12 protein-coding genes and 1 pseudogene are annotated in these 15,591 nt (G+C 44.6%); 12 read left to right on the forward strand and 1 reads right to left on the reverse strand.

Annotated features, from left to right (window positions below; genetic code table 11):
* Positions 1–138 precede the first annotated feature (138 nt).
* The 12 genes and pseudogenes from QZZ41_RS06815 to QZZ41_RS06870 all read left to right on the forward strand — a co-directional run bounded on the left by QZZ41_RS06815 (position 139) and on the right by QZZ41_RS06870 (position 14,292).
* Positions 139–1,158, forward strand: a complete 1,020-nt coding sequence (locus tag QZZ41_RS06815; protein ID WP_295069760.1) for a glycoside hydrolase family 130 protein — start codon at positions 139–141, stop codon at positions 1,156–1,158.
* Between the two features lie 321 nt (positions 1,159–1,479).
* Positions 1,480–2,553, forward strand: coding sequence for a D-alanine--D-alanine ligase family protein (locus QZZ41_RS06820; protein ID WP_295069761.1), 1,074 nt, complete (start codon positions 1,480–1,482; stop codon positions 2,551–2,553).
* A 37-nt stretch (positions 2,554–2,590) separates the two neighbouring features.
* Positions 2,591–3,013 carry a DUF1934 domain-containing protein gene (locus tag QZZ41_RS06825; protein WP_028516983.1) on the forward strand — a complete coding sequence of 141 codons (423 nt, stop codon included), beginning with the start codon at positions 2,591–2,593 and terminating at the stop codon, positions 3,011–3,013.
* A gap of 24 nt (positions 3,014–3,037) precedes the next feature.
* On the forward strand, positions 3,038–4,807 hold the full coding sequence (gene argS, locus QZZ41_RS06830; RefSeq protein WP_295069764.1) for an arginine--tRNA ligase: 1,770 nt from the start codon (positions 3,038–3,040) through the stop codon (positions 4,805–4,807).
* Positions 4,808–5,057: 250 nt separating this feature from the next.
* On the forward strand, positions 5,058–6,143 hold the full coding sequence (locus tag QZZ41_RS06835; RefSeq protein ID WP_074714743.1) for a helix-turn-helix domain-containing protein: 1,086 nt from the start codon (positions 5,058–5,060) through the stop codon (positions 6,141–6,143).
* Positions 6,144–6,211: 68 nt separating this feature from the next.
* Positions 6,212–6,892, forward strand: a pseudogene (gene ftsE / locus QZZ41_RS06840) (cell division ATP-binding protein FtsE); the annotation flags it as partial.
* 338 nt (positions 6,893–7,230) lie between these two features.
* On the forward strand, positions 7,231–8,142 hold the full coding sequence (ftsX, locus tag QZZ41_RS06845; RefSeq protein WP_295069767.1) for a permease-like cell division protein FtsX: 912 nt from the start codon (positions 7,231–7,233) through the stop codon (positions 8,140–8,142).
* A gap of 83 nt (positions 8,143–8,225) precedes the next feature.
* Positions 8,226–9,617: a murein hydrolase activator EnvC gene (locus QZZ41_RS06850; RefSeq protein WP_295069768.1), complete on the forward strand. Its 1,392-nt coding sequence runs from the start codon at positions 8,226–8,228 to the stop codon at positions 9,615–9,617.
* A gap of 69 nt (positions 9,618–9,686) precedes the next feature.
* Positions 9,687–10,856, forward strand: coding sequence for a S41 family peptidase (locus tag QZZ41_RS06855; protein WP_295069769.1), 1,170 nt, complete (start codon positions 9,687–9,689; stop codon positions 10,854–10,856).
* 389 nt (positions 10,857–11,245) lie between these two features.
* Positions 11,246–11,716 (forward strand): transcription elongation factor GreA, encoded by a 471-nt coding sequence (gene greA / locus QZZ41_RS06860; RefSeq protein WP_295069771.1) that lies wholly within the window; start codon positions 11,246–11,248, stop codon positions 11,714–11,716.
* Between the two features lie 20 nt (positions 11,717–11,736).
* Positions 11,737–13,320, forward strand: coding sequence for a lysine--tRNA ligase (lysS, locus tag QZZ41_RS06865; RefSeq protein WP_028516990.1), 1,584 nt, complete (start codon positions 11,737–11,739; stop codon positions 13,318–13,320).
* A 60-nt stretch (positions 13,321–13,380) separates the two neighbouring features.
* The gene (locus QZZ41_RS06870; protein ID WP_295069773.1) at positions 13,381–14,292 is read left to right on the forward strand and encodes a hypothetical protein; all 912 of its coding nucleotides are present in this window, start codon (positions 13,381–13,383) and stop codon (positions 14,290–14,292) included.
* 31 nt (positions 14,293–14,323) lie between these two features.
* Here the strand turns inward: QZZ41_RS06870 and QZZ41_RS06875 are convergent, their stop codons facing one another.
* On the reverse strand, positions 14,324–15,577 hold the full coding sequence (locus QZZ41_RS06875) for a hypothetical protein (RefSeq protein WP_295069775.1): 1,254 nt from the start codon (positions 15,575–15,577) through the stop codon (positions 14,324–14,326).
* Positions 15,578–15,591: the final 14 nt, after the last annotated feature.

Here is a 15,591-nt window from a genome sequence, read left to right on the forward strand (position 1 = left end):
CGGCTGCAACATATCGCGCATAAAACAGAAAATCCTCTTTATTCTCACTTAATTTTTAATTCACCTCTTGACATTTATGTAAAAGCATGGTATAATTTAATCAGACGATTAAGTCACTCTTAATTAAAGGAGTATATTATGGCGGATATTAAAATTATCGGAAATAGCCTGCCCTCGATCCCATGGCAGGATAAGCCCGAAAAATGCACCTCTCCCGTATGGAGATACAGCGAAAACCCCATTATTGACAGAAACCCTCTCCCGAATGTGGCAAGGATCTTCAACAGTGCCGTAACCCCATACGGCGACGGATATATTGGCGTTTTCCGCGGTGAGCAGCGAAACGGTATCCCTCATATTTACCTTGGAAGGAGCAACGATGCCATTCATTGGGATTTCGATGAAGAAAAGATCCCCTTCACCAATGAAAAAGGCGAGCCTTTCATGCCGATATACGCATATGACCCGCGTCTTGTAAAAGTTGAGGACACATATTATATAATGTGGTGTCAGGATGCATTCGGTCCTACGATAGGCATTGCGAAAACTACCGATTTCAAGACCTTCACCCGCTTAGAAAACCCTTTTCTCCCCTACAACCGTAACGCGGTCCTTTTCCCTCGCAGGATAAACAGTAATTTCGTAATGCTTTCTCGCCCCTGTGACAACGGTCATACAGCCTTCGGCGACATCTTCCTAACGGAGAGTAAGGATATGGTCTACTGGGGGCGTCACCGTCATGTCATGGGACGCTGTGAAAACTGGTGGGAAAGCCTTAAAATAGGCGGCGGAGCTGCACCTATCGAAACCGACAAGGGCTGGCTCATTTTCTACCACGGCGTCGTTAACACCTGCAATGGCTATGTTTACAGCATTGGCGCGGCGATACTCGACATAAACGAACCCTCGAAAGTACTTCACCGCTGCTCGAATTATATCCTCACCCCCGAGGAGTGGTACGAAGAACGCGGATTTGTGCCGAATGTGTGCTTTCCGTGTGCAGCACTTACTGATGCAGATACAGGACGCATCGCAATATATTACGGCTGCGCAGACAGCTATGTGGGAGTCGCTTTCACTACTGTACAGGATATATACGATTATATCCTGAAGTATGACAAGCTTCAGCCCGAAGATGATACACTTGGTATCAGGTAATGGTATTTGTTTTATGACAACATCTTAAATCACTCACTTTCATGAAAAAGGACTGCTTACAGCAGTCCTTTTTTCTTTATGCTTCGTCATTTTTAACAAGGGGTATTCCGTCAAATTGATGAAAAGCCGAATTTTTTGTTGTCATTATGCACAATTTCAATAGTTGAAAATTGTCCGCTATGCGTTATCCTTGCGAAATTCACTGTCCTATTCCGCATTTTCGCAAAAAATACTTGCAGTTTTTTGTGAAATGTGATAAAATATAGTGATACTTGAAAATGACAATAAAAAATAGAGACTACTATTTAAAAGGAGAAACATATGGCAAAGATCAAGGCTGCTGTGATTTTTGGCGGCACTTCGCGCGAACACGACCTTTCTCTTGCGTCCGCTGCGGAAGTTATACAGAACATTCCCAGAGATAAATATGAAGTAATTTGCATAGGCATAACACGTAAGGGCAGGTGGCTTTATTTCCCGGGCTCTCCCGATGAGATAGCTGACGGAACATGGGAACAGAATACAGACTGCACTTCCGCACTTATATCCCCTGATCCGATCCACAGAGGCATAATCACTATCGAAAACGGTGAGACCTCAGTAAAAAAGATAGACGTTGTATTTCCCGTACTTATGGGAAAACGCGGCGGTGACGGCACTATACAGGGACTTCTCGACCTTTCGGGTATCCCCTATGTTGGAAGCGGTGTACTTGCTTCCGCTTCATGTATGGATAAATCGCATACTCACATGGTAATGGACGATTACGATATAATGACTGCAAAATGGCAGCTCATCACTCAGCGCGAGATAAATCATCTTGACGAAAGATGCGCAGAGATCGCTGACAAGCTTGGATTTCCTATGGTAGTCAAGCCTGCCAACAGCGGCAGCAATGCAGGCACAAGCTTCGCTGAAAACGCAGAACAGCTCATAAGTGCAGTAAAGCTCGCTTTTTCAAGTGACAATAAAGTCGTTGTGGAAAAATACGTAAAGGCGCGTAAGCTTGAAGCTGCCGTATATGGCTATGATTCACCTGTCTGTTCGGCTATCGGCGAAATAAAGAATTCAGACAAGCCCTATGATCCTACGAATTTTAATGTTAGTACAGGTGATGACCTTACTGTTCCTGCCGACCTCTCAAGAGATACCGAAAAAATGGCGCAGGATACAGCAATAAAGGCATTTAAAGCACTCGGCTGTAAGGGAATGGCAAGAGTCGACCTCTTCCTCACAGAGGACGGCGAGCTGCTCCTCAATAAAATAGGCACTATGCCGGGGCTCAGAAAAAACAGCGTTTTCCCGAAGCTTATGGAAGATCTGGGATTTTCACACGACGAGCTTATCGACGTCCTTATCGAACAGGCTGTCGATAACGCAGACAGGACATATTGATATCATAAAATAATTATGATGCTATAAGGAGATTGTTTTGAAAAATAATGTATTGATTTCCCTTACGAGTATCCAGTGGCAGGAAGATGAAAAAAACGAGACAGAGCTTCTCACAAAAGCCAATTTCAAAAGAGAAAACGGCTGGGACATCATTTCCTATGAAGATACCTCAGCAACAGGCTTTGAAGGTTCGGTCACTACTATTAAAGTAGATGACTGCAAAAACGCATCCATAACCCGCGAAGGCTCTGCAAATTCAGTCCTTTCACTTGAGATCGGACGCAAGCACTTCTGTCAGTACGGTACTCCCTACGGAAACCTTCAGATCGGTGTTTACACTCACGCTATCGAAAACACTCTCGCCGAAAACGGAAGGCTTTATTTAAAGTATACCCTCGACTTAAATTCCTCGTATCTTTCAGATAACGAGATAATCATGACAATGCAGGCTCAGAACTGAACCTGACAAGAAAGGATAGATATAATGTCAGACCTTATTAACTCTGCATCGCTCCGACTCCGTGAGATAATCATGGATGCTCTCGGACGACTCGTTGCCGAGGAAGCAGTTCCCGCAGTTCCGCTTCCGTCATTCAATATCGAGATACCAGCCGACAAGTCACATGGCGATTTTGCTGCAAATACCGCTATGGTCTGTGCAAAGGCTCTGAGAATGCCGCCGAGAAAGATCGCTGAGATGATATGCGAAAACCTTGATCTCGAAGGCACTATCTTCGAGAAAGCCGAAGTTGCAGGTCCCGGATTTCTCAATTTCTTCCTCGGAAGAAGCTGGTTTTCGGACGTTGTACGCAACGTTCTCGAAGAGGGCGAAAACTACGGTAAGACCGAGCTTGGCAAGGGAAAGAAAGTTCTCGTTGAGTTCGTTTCCGCAAACCCCACGGGTCCTATGCATATCGGTAACGCAAGAGGCGGTGCTATCGGAGACTGTCTCGCAAGTGTTCTCCAGTGGGCAGGCTATCACGCAGAGCGCGAGTTCTACGTAAATGACGCAGGCAACCAGATCGAAAAGTTCGGAAAGTCACTTGAACTCAGATATTTACAGCTCTGCTCTGATAAGGGTCAGCAGCTCATCGCTCAGTACAAGGACGATACCGATAAGCTCTGCTCTGTAATTTACGAAGGAAGCGGTGAAGGCGGAGAGTTCGAGATGCCTGAGGACGTTTATCTCGGTACTGATATCATCGAACACGCAAAGAACTTCTACGATATCAACGGAAAGGCTATGGAGACTGTTTCGGAACAGGAACGCCGCAAGGCTCTCGTTGACTACGCTCTTCCTATTAATATAGCAGGTCTGGAGCGTGACCTCAAAAAGTACCGCATCGTTTACGATAACTGGTTCAGAGAAAGCACTATCCACGCAAAGAACGAGACAAAACTTGTTGTTGACAAGCTCATGGAAGCAGGAAAGGCTTACGAGCAGGACGGTGCAATCTGGTTCAAGGCTACGGAATACGGTCTTGACAAGGACTTCGTATTAAAGAGAAGCAACGGTCTTTACACATATATCGTTCCAGATATCGCTTACCACTATGACAAGCTGGTAACACGTAACTTCGACAAGGCTATAAATGTTCTCGGTGCTGACCACCACGGCTACGTTCCGAGACTTAAAGCTGCTCTCAATGCTCTCGGCGTTGACGAGACAAAGCTCGATGTAGTTCTCATGCAGATGGTAAGACTTGTACGCAACGGTGAGACCGTAAAGCTTTCAAAGAGAAGCGGCAAGGCTATCACACTGGTAACTCTCCTCGATGAGATACCGATAGATGCAGCCCGTTTCTTCTTCAATCTCCGTGAAGCCAATTCACAGTTTGAGTTTGACCTTGGTCTTGCTATCGAAAAAACTTCACAGAATCCTGTATACTACGTTCAGTACGCTCATGCAAGAATTTGCAGTATGCTCAGGGCTCTCGCCGAGGAAGGCATAAACGTGCCCGAGTCCGCAGACCTTGACCTCCTTACAGACCCAAGAGAGATAGAGCTTATCCGTCATCTTGCTTCACTTCCTAAGGAGATCGACCTTGCAGCAAAGAGCTACGATCCCGCAAAGATCACAAAGTATGCAATTGATCTTGCTACTCTCTTCCACCGCTTCTACGATGCCTGCAGCGTAAAGAATGCGGAAAATGAACAGCTCAGAGACGCACGTATACTTCTCAGCGTTGCTGTTCGTCAGACACTCAGAAATGCTCTGGAGATACTCAACATCGACAGACCTGAGAAAATGTAAAAATTACATTTTAAACCGTAAAAATTACAGCTTGGTTACAAAGAATTTAATTCTCTTGTGCAAGTTTAACAAAATCCAACATATATGTAAGTCATGTTTGTGAGCCTTCAGACGAATGTTAACACTTTGTTAACAAATTCGGGTCAAAAATGTGTTACAATTTGTAATATGTTGAGGAACTGATACCTCCCCGACTTTCCTTGAAGGTCCGCTCAAAATAAAGATCTTATTAAGAGAAAGGATGTAAATCATGTCCAACAGATTATTTCAGGGTTTAGTTCATCAGATGCGCGACTCTATCGACGCTACTATCGGTGTAGTTGATGAGACCGCAACAATCATCGCTTGCAGTGACCTGTCCCGTGTAGGCACTACAAACGAGTTCGTTTCACTCGACCTCAGCGATTCACACGATATCTTTATCCGCGACGGCTTCACATACAAGCCTTTCGGCTCAAGAGTAAAGCCTGACTATGCGGTTTTCGTTGAAGGTGTTGACGATGCTGCTGCTAAGTATGCAAGCATTCTCGCTATCGCACTTTCAAATATCAAGCAGTACTACGATGAGAAGTATGACAGAAACAACTTCATCAAGAACGTTATCCTCGATAATGTACTCCCAGGCGATATCGTTATCAAGGCAAGAGAGCTCCACTTCAATGCAGAGATCAGCCGTGCTGTATTCCTTATCAGAATAATCTCAGCTAACGATATCTCAGCTTATGATGTTATCCAGAACCTCTTCCCTGATAAGAACAAGGACTTTGTTTTCAATATCACTGAAACTGATATCGTTCTCGTCAAGGAGCTCAAGAGTGCTGTTGATTCAAAGGATCTCGAAAAGCTTGCTCGTTCTATCGCTGATACTCTCAGCAGTGAGTTCTATACAAGAGTAAACGTTGGTATCGGTACTGCTGTTGTAGGCGTTAAGGATCTTGCTCGTTCATTCAAGGAAGCTCAGATGGCTCTTGAAGTCGGCAAAGTATTCGATACAGACAAGGTCATCGTAAGCTACGACAACCTCGGTATCGCTCGTCTTATCTATCATCTTCCTACAACTCTGTGTGAGACTTTCCTCCACGAAGTATTCAAGGTAGGAAGCATCGAGTCACTCGATCACGAAACTCTCTTTACTATCCAGAAGTTCTTTGAGAATAACCTCAACGTTTCAGAAACTTCAAGAAAATTATTCGTTCACAGAAATACTCTCGTTTACAGACTCGAAAAGATCAAGAAGCTCACAGGTCTCGATCTTCGTGAGTTCGATCACGCTATCATATTCAAGATCGCCCTCATGGTAAAGAAGTACCTGTCTGCTAATCCTGTCAAGTTCTGATAACGGTATATCCGTTGTCTGAACTACGGACGTTCCCCCGTCCCAAAGATTAAGGTAGGTGTAACCCATTGGTAGAACTTAAAAACGTATCCGTGACCTACTCAAGCGGCGTTGACGCTCTCAATAACGTCAGCCTCAAAATCAACGACGGCGACTTTGCTTTCGTTGTAGGTTCATCAGGTGCGGGCAAAAGTACTATGATAAAACTGCTTCTGAAGGAGATAGACGCTACAAGCGGTGTAGTTACCGTAAACGGCTATAACCTTAACAAGCTGAAGAAAAGAAAAATTCCTGAATTTCGCCGTACTCTCGGCTTTGTATTCCAGGATTTCCGACTGATCCCGTCAATGACAGTATATGAGAACATCGCTTTCGTTCTCAGAGTTATCGACGCTCCGATCAAATACATACGAAAAAGAGTCCCTTACGTTATAAGTCTTGTAGGACTCCATGCAAAAACAAACTCTTACCCCGATGAACTCTCGGGCGGTGAAAAACAGCGTGTGGCTATTGCAAGAGCTCTGGTAAATGACCCACAGCTCATAATCGCAGACGAGCCTACAGGTAACATCGACCCTGAGCTTTCATACGAGATCGTTGAACTGCTTAAAGGTATCAACGATCAGGGTACTACAATACTCATGGTAACTCATGAGCACGATCTTGTCCGTCACTTCGGCGGACGTATCATCAACATTACTGAGGGTGAGATCGTATTCGATGAAGTCATCTCGGGTGCCAACGACGAGCTCCTCGCCGATATCGGCTCAGAGATGCCTGCCGATGCTATGGCTGCTGCCGTAAGCGAGGCAGAAAGAATAAACGATATACCGCAGGAAGCTGATGAAGCAGAACTGGTCAACACCGAGGAGGCTATCGACCTTCCTATCGAGAATATGACCGCAGATGATATCATATCCGCTATAGGCGGTGTACCCGACGGTTCTTCCGCCGAGAAAAAAGAAGATATGCAGAAGCTTGCGGACAATATCGACGTTGACCTCAGCAAGAGCATCAAGAAAGATGATCCCGACTCACCTGAGGCTCTGCTTGCTGCACTGACCGAAAAAACTAAGGGAGGTGCAGAATGAAACTAAGCGGTATCAGATATCTCGCCGATCAGGGCGTAGAAAATATCTGGAAAAACAAGATGATGGCTTTCGCTACATTCTGTGTGCTCCTCATTTCCCTTCTTCTCGTTGGTATAGCAGGTCTCTTCTATGTGAACCTCAATTCAATGATAAAAGGTCTGGGAAGCCAGAATGAGGTCGCTGTATTCATGAAGGTAGGTACTACCGATGAAGAAAATACAGCTGCCGAAGAAGCTATCAAGGCTATCCCCAATATTGATAAAGTAACATTTATCTCAAAGGAGGACGGACTTTCAAGACAGAAAGCCAATCTCCCAAATGCTCAGAAAATATTCGATGATTATATCGGCACTGATGCAAGCTTTATGCCTGACGGTTTCAGCGTTACTGTAAAAAATACAGACCTTATCGCTGATACTACCGCTCAGATATCAGCTGTTGCAAATGTTCAGAGCGCGTCTGCTTCACCGCAGGTGGCTGAATTCCTGAGAGAGCTCAGAAAAATGGTATCACTTATCGCAGGTGCTATCATCATCGCTCTTTCGATAATCTCTATGATCATTATCTCCAATACCACAAAGGCAAGCGTTTTTGCCCGCCGTGAGGAGATACAGATAATGAAATACGTTGGTGCTACGAACGCTTTCATACGTATGCCTTTCTTCGTTGAAGGTATGGTAACAGGCTTCTTCGCAGGCGCAGGCGCGTACTTCATTACATGGGCTGTATATAACTCAGTCTATGATATGATAACAGAACAGGGTATGATAATGAACACCGTCGGTGTAAACAGCATTATCCCGTTCGACAAAATCAGACTAATAGTCGTACTTGCTTACCTTATTGCAGGCGCACTTATCGGTGCTCTCGGAAGTGTTATAAGTACAAGAAAGCATATTGACGTTTGATCTGTAAGAAGTAATATGAAAATTTTTTATGAAAGGAGTGTGCATTCGGACAGCATATTCTCAGTCCGATACGCAGCTTGATTATGAAAAAGCTAAATATTGTCAAAAAAACACTTTCTTTTGTTACTTGTTCAGCATTATCAGTCGGCATTATCGCTGCATATCCTATGATATCAGGCAGCAGCAACACAAAGGCTTCTGCCAAGACAGTCGCTGAACTTCAGGAAGAAAGAAAAGCAAACGAAGCAAAGATCGCAGATCTTCAGACCCAGATCGACTCACTCGAAGGAAACAAAAACGCTGAACAGCAGTATCAGAACACTCTTAAAGACCAGATAGAGATCATCAAGAATAATATCGAGCTCCTCACAAAAGAACTCGCAAGCATCGAGGCAGATATCGAAACTACTCAGAATAACATTGATGCACTTGATAAGTCTATCGTAAACCAGCAGGAAGCTATCGACAAGAAGGTCGAAGTTTTCAAGGAGCGTCTGTGCGCTATGTACGTTACAGGCAACGATAACCTGGCTACTGTTGTAGTAGGTACATCAAGCTTTTATGACATGCTCTCGCGTGTTGAAATGGTAAACCGTATCGCTTCATACGATGAAGAGCTTATCAACGATATCCTTAACGAGATCAACCAAATGGAACAGGATAAGCAGGACCTTGAGTCTGAAAGGCTTACTCTTGTTATGAAACAGGACGATCAGAAAAAGCGTAAGGAAGAAAAAGATGCCGAGATGGAAGTCTACTATGAAAAGACAAGACAGTCTCAGGCTGAAATTGACCGTATCACTCTCGAACAGCAGACTCTCGAAAGCGATAAGGCTGACCTTGCCGCTATGAACGCTGAATTCGATGCTATGATAGAGGCTGAGATACAGAGACAGGCTGAGGAAGCTCAGAGAGCTTACGAGGCAAGAGTAGCTGCTGAACAGGAAGCTGCTCGACAGGCTCAGGCTGCCGCAGCTCAGCAGGCTGCACAGAACGGCGAGTCTTATACTCCTACATACAGCGAACCTGCTTATATCCCCGCTCCTTCCGCATCAGGCTTCTCATGGCCTGCACCGGGCTTCTGCTACATCTCAAGCGGCTACGGCTACAGATGGGGCACTACCCACAGAGGTATAGATGTTGGTGACGCAGGTATCCACGGCGGTGCTGCTTGTGCTGCAAAGGACGGTACTGTTATATCAGTATGCAATTCATGTACTCATGACTATGCTAAAAACAGCAGCTGCGGATGCGGCGGCGGTTACGGCAACTATGTTGTAATATCCCACGACGGTACTTACTCAACTCTCTACGGTCACCTTGCTTCTGCTTGTGTATCTGTAGGTCAGTACGTATCACAGGGACAGGTCATCGGATATATCGGCTCTACAGGCTGGTCAACAGGTGCTCACCTCCACTTTGAAGTACGTGTGAACGGTGTTGCTCAGGATCCTATGGGCTACGTTAGTCCGTAAAAAAGTTAATATCAAAAACAAGGGCAGTTTACTCAACTGCCCGAATTTTTGTCAGAAAGCGATGATAATATGAATAAGAAAATCAGTCTCGGTCTCGCACTGAGCCTTATCGCTATAGCTTCTGCGGTAACGTTCATACTGACTTCCTTCTTCTCACTCCAAAGCTTCAATAAAAAGGTCGTCGATGTAAACGAAAAAAGTAAAAAATACAATTCGCTGCAAGTGCTGGATTCATACGTCCGCGAGAACTATCTCGGAGATATCAACGAAAACGAACTGAGCGACGGTATCCTCAAAGGCTATATATCAGGTCTTGACGATAAGTATTCAAAATATCTTACCGAAGAAGAATACCTCAGCGAACAGAACGAGGACGAAGGTCAGCTCGTTGGTCTTGGTCTTTCTCTGAGCGAGGACGATAACGGCTATATCCGTATCGAAGAAATAATGCAGGACTCCCCTGTCGTAGATGCTGGTCTGCAAGTGGGCGATATCATTACTCTTATTGACGGTGTTGACGTTCGTTCGGCAGGCTTTGAGGAGTCTGTTGAGTCCATGCGCGGTACTGAGGGTTCAGAGATAAAGCTCACTATCCGCAGAGACGGTATTGATAAGGATTATACCTTCACAAGACGCTCTATCGAAATGATAACCGTATCAGGCGAAATGCTAAACGAGACCGTAGGCTATATCAAAATAAAAAGCTTCAAGAAGAATACTCCTCAGCAGTTCATTGATACTCTCGAACGCCTTACTTCAAACGGTGCAAAGGCTATAGTCTTTGATGTCCGTGATAACGGCGGCGGTATCGTAGACTCACTTTCGGACTGCGTTGATCCCCTTCTTCCCGAGGGCGTTATAGCTACAGCCGAGTACAAGGACGGTCACAGTGAGACTCTCGTTTACTCAGATGCTAACGAGCTTGATATCCCTATGGTAGTCCTTGTGAATAATAATACTGCAAGTGCGGCTGAACTTTTTGCAGCTTCGCTCCGTGATTTCGGCGGTGCTGTACTGGTCGGCGAGAGGACATACGGCAAGGGCGTTATGCAGCAGACTACCGAATTCGACAAAAAGGGCGCGGTAGTCCTTACAGTTGCAAAATATAAAACTACTGTATCCGAGTGCTATGACGGCATCGGTCTTACACCCGATTATACCGTAGAAAATACCTTCGAGGAATACGATGAACAGAAAAACAGAGCTGTCGATGCGGCTTTGTCTCTCCTCGGACAGTAAATTTAGCCTTTAGCTATTAGCTTGTATGGGCAACTATATTAATTCGTAATGCGTAATTTATGGGGCGACCATTGGTCGTCCTTTTTGCTTTTTAGTGGTTAGTTGTTAGTGTATAGTGATTAGATTTGTAGGGGCGAGTTCCGCTCGCCCGTGTATGCCTAACGATAAAAACAGTATGATGAGATTATCACGGACCGCCACAGGCAGCCCCTACACATGATATCTCGTTATTTGCATCGTAAGGCTCGGGCGGATAATATCCGCCCCTACAAGCTAACTGCTAATGGCTAAGGGCTAAAGGCTGCATTAAAGGGTTGACTTTTTTTGCGTAATATAGTATAATTGTATGTAATGCTATTTATTATTAAATATATAAGGAGTGCATTGATATGGCTACAAAGAAGATGTCCAGAGAAAGCTACGACAAGCTCGTCGCTGAGCTCGATGACCTTAAGATCAATAAACGTAAGGAAGTTGCCGAAAGACTTAAAGTTGCCCGTTCCTACGGAGACCTCTCAGAGAACGCTGAGTACGATGAGGCTAAAAACGAACAGGCTATCCTCGAAGCTCATATCCAGGAGCTTCAGTATACCATTGACAATGCTGAGATCGTTGACGATGATAACATTTCCGTTGACGAGATCGGTATGAGCTCCAAGATCACTATAAAACGCCTTGACAACGGCAAGATCGAAACTTTCACTATCGTTGGTACTAACCATGCAAACGTTAGAGAAGGTCTTATCTCTGACGAGTCACCTATCGGCAAGGCTGCTATGAAAAAGAGAGTCGGCGATGTATTCATCGTTGAAGCTCCCGCAGGCGAGCTGAAGTTCCAGGTCGTTGAGATCTCCAAGTAAAATGCGAAAGGACATTTAAAATGAGCGAAAATCAGGTAAACACCCCTGCTCAGGCTGAGGAAGAGCCTGTACAGGATATTAATATACTCAAGAAGGACAGACTTGATAAGCTTGCTGATCTCCGCGAGCTCGGTCACGATCCTTTTACTATCACAAAGTTTGACGTTACAGGTCATGCTGCTGACTACAAGAAGGAGTACGAGGCTAAGGAAGCCGAGATACTTGCTGCTGTAGGCGATGACGAAGAGAAAAAGGCTGCCGAGCTTGAAAAGCTCAACGAGAATATTATACGTATCGCAGGTCGTATCATGAGCTGGAGAGATATGGGTAAGGCTAACTTCATCGACGTTCGTGACAAGTCCGACCGTATACAGGTCTATGTACGTTCAAACGATGTTGGTGCAGACCTTTTCAAGGAATTCAAGAAAAAGTGGGACATCGGTGATATCATCGGTGTTGAGGGATACGTTTTCAGAACCCGTAAGGGCGAGATCTCTATCCACGCAAAGAGCATCACTCTGCTCACTAAGTCACTTCTTCCGCTTCCCGAAAAGTGGCACGGTCTCAGAGATACAGATACAAGATACCGTCAGCGTTACCTCGACCTCGTTATCAATCCCGAGGTAAAGGACACTTTCATCAAGCGTTCAAAGGTAATATCTTCTATCAGACGTTACCTCGACGATCAGGGATTTATGGAAGTTGAGACTCCTATGCTTGTTTCAAATGCAGGCGGTGCTGCTGCAAGACCTTTCGAGACTCACTACAACGCTCTCGATGAAGATGTAAAGCTCCGTATCAGCCTTGAGCTCTACTTAAAGAGACTCATCGTAGGCGGACTTGAAAGAGTTTACGAAATAGGCAGAGTTTTCCGTAATGAGGGTGTTGATACACGTCATAACCCCGAGTTCACACTTATGGAGCTCTATCAGGCTTACACTGATTACTACGGAATGATGGACCTTACAGAGAATATGTTCCGCCATGTTGCTCAGGAAGTATGCGGTACTACCTGCGTTCCTTACGGCGAGCACATGATCGACCTTGGAAAGCCTTTCGAGCGTCTTACTATGATAGATGCTGTCAAGAAGTACTCAGGCGTTGACTTCAACGAGATAAAGACTCTTGAAGAAGCTCGCAAGATAGCTGATGAAAAGGGCGTAGAGTACGAAAATCGTCACAAGCGCGGCGATATCCTCAACCTCTTCTTCGAGGCTTATGTTGAGGAGCACCTCATTCAGCCTACTTTCATTATGGATCACCCTATCGAGATATCTCCTCTTACCAAGAAGAAGCCCGATGCTCCTGATTATGTTGAGCGTTTCGAGCTCTTTATCACAGGAAGAGAGATGTGTAATGCTTACTCTGAGCTCAACGATCCTATCGACCAGCGTGAGCGTTTCAAGGCTCAGGAAGAAGCTCTCAGCCAGGGCGACGAAGAAGCTAACCGTACAGACGAGGACTTCCTCAATGCTCTTGAGATCGGTATGCCTCCTACAGGCGGTATCGGCTACGGTATAGACCGTCTTGTAATGCTTCTCACAAACAGTCCGTCTATCAGAGACGTACTTCTCTTCCCCACACTTAAAAGTCTTGATAAATAAACCTGAATAAAACCACATACAGGCGGCAGTTGCCGCCTGTTATCATTAAAGGATATATTTATGAATGATAAAAATAACAATAAGCCGATATCAGATGACGATGAAAAGCTTGACATAAAAAAGAGCGTTTTCCAGGTCAATAAGGAAATGCAGCAGAAGCGTCAGGAAGAGCTTGAAGCTCAGCAGGCTGAACTGGAACGTCAGTACGCTCAGCGCGAAAAGGAAAAACAAGAGGCTTATGAAAAAAAGCTCCTTGATGAAAAGATCGAGCTCATGCGCTTAAAGCAGGGACTTATTGAAGAAAGCGAAACTATCCATGAGGAAAAGGAAGAAGAGATCAAGCTCACATTCGGAAAAAAGATCAGCAATTTCTTCTACCATAACAAATGGTGGCTGGGACTTGGCGCATTCTTCGTTTGTCTTGGTTCTTACCTCATATACGACATCGTTACAAAGCCCCGTCCCGATATGATAATTCTTATGTTTTGCGACAACGCTGCTGTGGGCAACTCGGCTTATCTTGAAGAATACTGTAGCGAATTCGGTGAGGACTCCAATAAAAACGGCAAAACAGAGGTCGCTGTGTACTATATCCCCTACGGCGATGACGATTACACCAATTACCAGAACGGAGTTACAAACAAGCTTACCACTTACCTCAATAACGAAGAAGGTATTATGATAATCGGCAATGACAAAACCGTTACCGATCTTATCGTCAATCCCGAGGAGTTACTGGTAGACCTCAGTACATTGTACCCTGATAATCCTCATGTAGATAAGTATTTCTTCTACCTCAAGGATACGGATATTGCCGAAAAACTTGGAGTTCCGAAGAGTTCTATAACCGATGATATGTTCTTTGCACTCCGCAAGCCTAAAGACGTAATGGACGCTTCAAAGGAGGAAATGCAGGAGACATACGATAAGGATATCGCTACAATCGACAGAATTATCAATGACCTGTCATGAATAAATAAAACCACCCGTTAAGGGTGGTTTTTTATCTTCTGCGTTTACGTTTGGACAGATGCTTTGAGGAGAAATCATCTAAGCTCCAGATTTTCTGCTCGTCATAACGCTTTGAATTTAAATACACCTTTTTCGTTGGTATTTTCTTCCGTATTTTCCTTGCAATACCATAATTGAATAGTATGACATTTACCCCTGCTACAATAAAAAGAATTGCCTTTTCAAGATCGTCATTACGATGATAACAAAATCCATATGCGGATAGCATTGATATCAACAAGCATACAAACGCAAACGCTGACCAGAAAAACAAGTTCAGTCTTGATTTTCTTGGTATCCTGTCAACTCTCATTTCTCCCGTCTGTCCGTTCATGGCATATGTGAATTCTTCATCGTTATACTTTATTTTCAGAAGCCACACGGGCACAAGATAATATGCAAGCTTTCGGTTACGCATATACTGATTCAGACTTTCATTCATAAGCCTGTCCAGTTTTTCGCTTGTATCCAAAGGCTCTTCATCATCCTTTTTCAGTAAAAAAACAGCGTTTATGTAAACGTTATAATCCATCCTTAAGACCGAGTCTGTCATTTTCATTGCGTTTTCCGCACCGATAATATATCTGCTGGCACAAAATCCCGTAAGGCATGACTCGCTGAACTCCTCTGCTTCGCTGTAGTCATAGGGCAGCAGTGTGTAGAAAACATCTTCTTTCACGTCTGCATCATTGGCAAGTATGGGATAATCATTTACGATAACGCTGTAGCTTTCCTCGGGCTCGTATTTACAGCTGTATCGCCATATGGGTATGTAATAACCGATAATATCATTCTTGGCGGACTTGCTGTGGAACTCCTTCGGTACTCTTCTGAACTCAGACAGGTATTCGGTATACTTATCCCAGAACTCCGCTGATGTTACTTTGAAAGGTATCACCTTATCTGGACGTATATCGCCATCAAGGTCAGAGGGAATTATCACATAGTGCTTGCAGTACGGACATCTGGCAGATGCATAAAATGACTTTGTTACTATTTTTCCGCCGCAAGAAGAACACTCAAATTCTTCAAACTTCTCCTGCTCATATGGCTCCCAGACGTATTTTGTTCTGTCCACCCAGTCGAAATCCGAGAGTTTATCATCGGCTATTTCATTGAAATGGGAACGAACATATTCAAGGTCGTATTTTTTTGAACAGAAACGGCATACCATGCTCTGATCGTTTATATCAAAGCGCATCGGTGCTCCGCAGGACGGGCATTTATATTCGGTCACATCTGCCATTTTTTCACCACCTT

It is taken from the genome of Ruminococcus sp., from assembly GCF_016283395.1.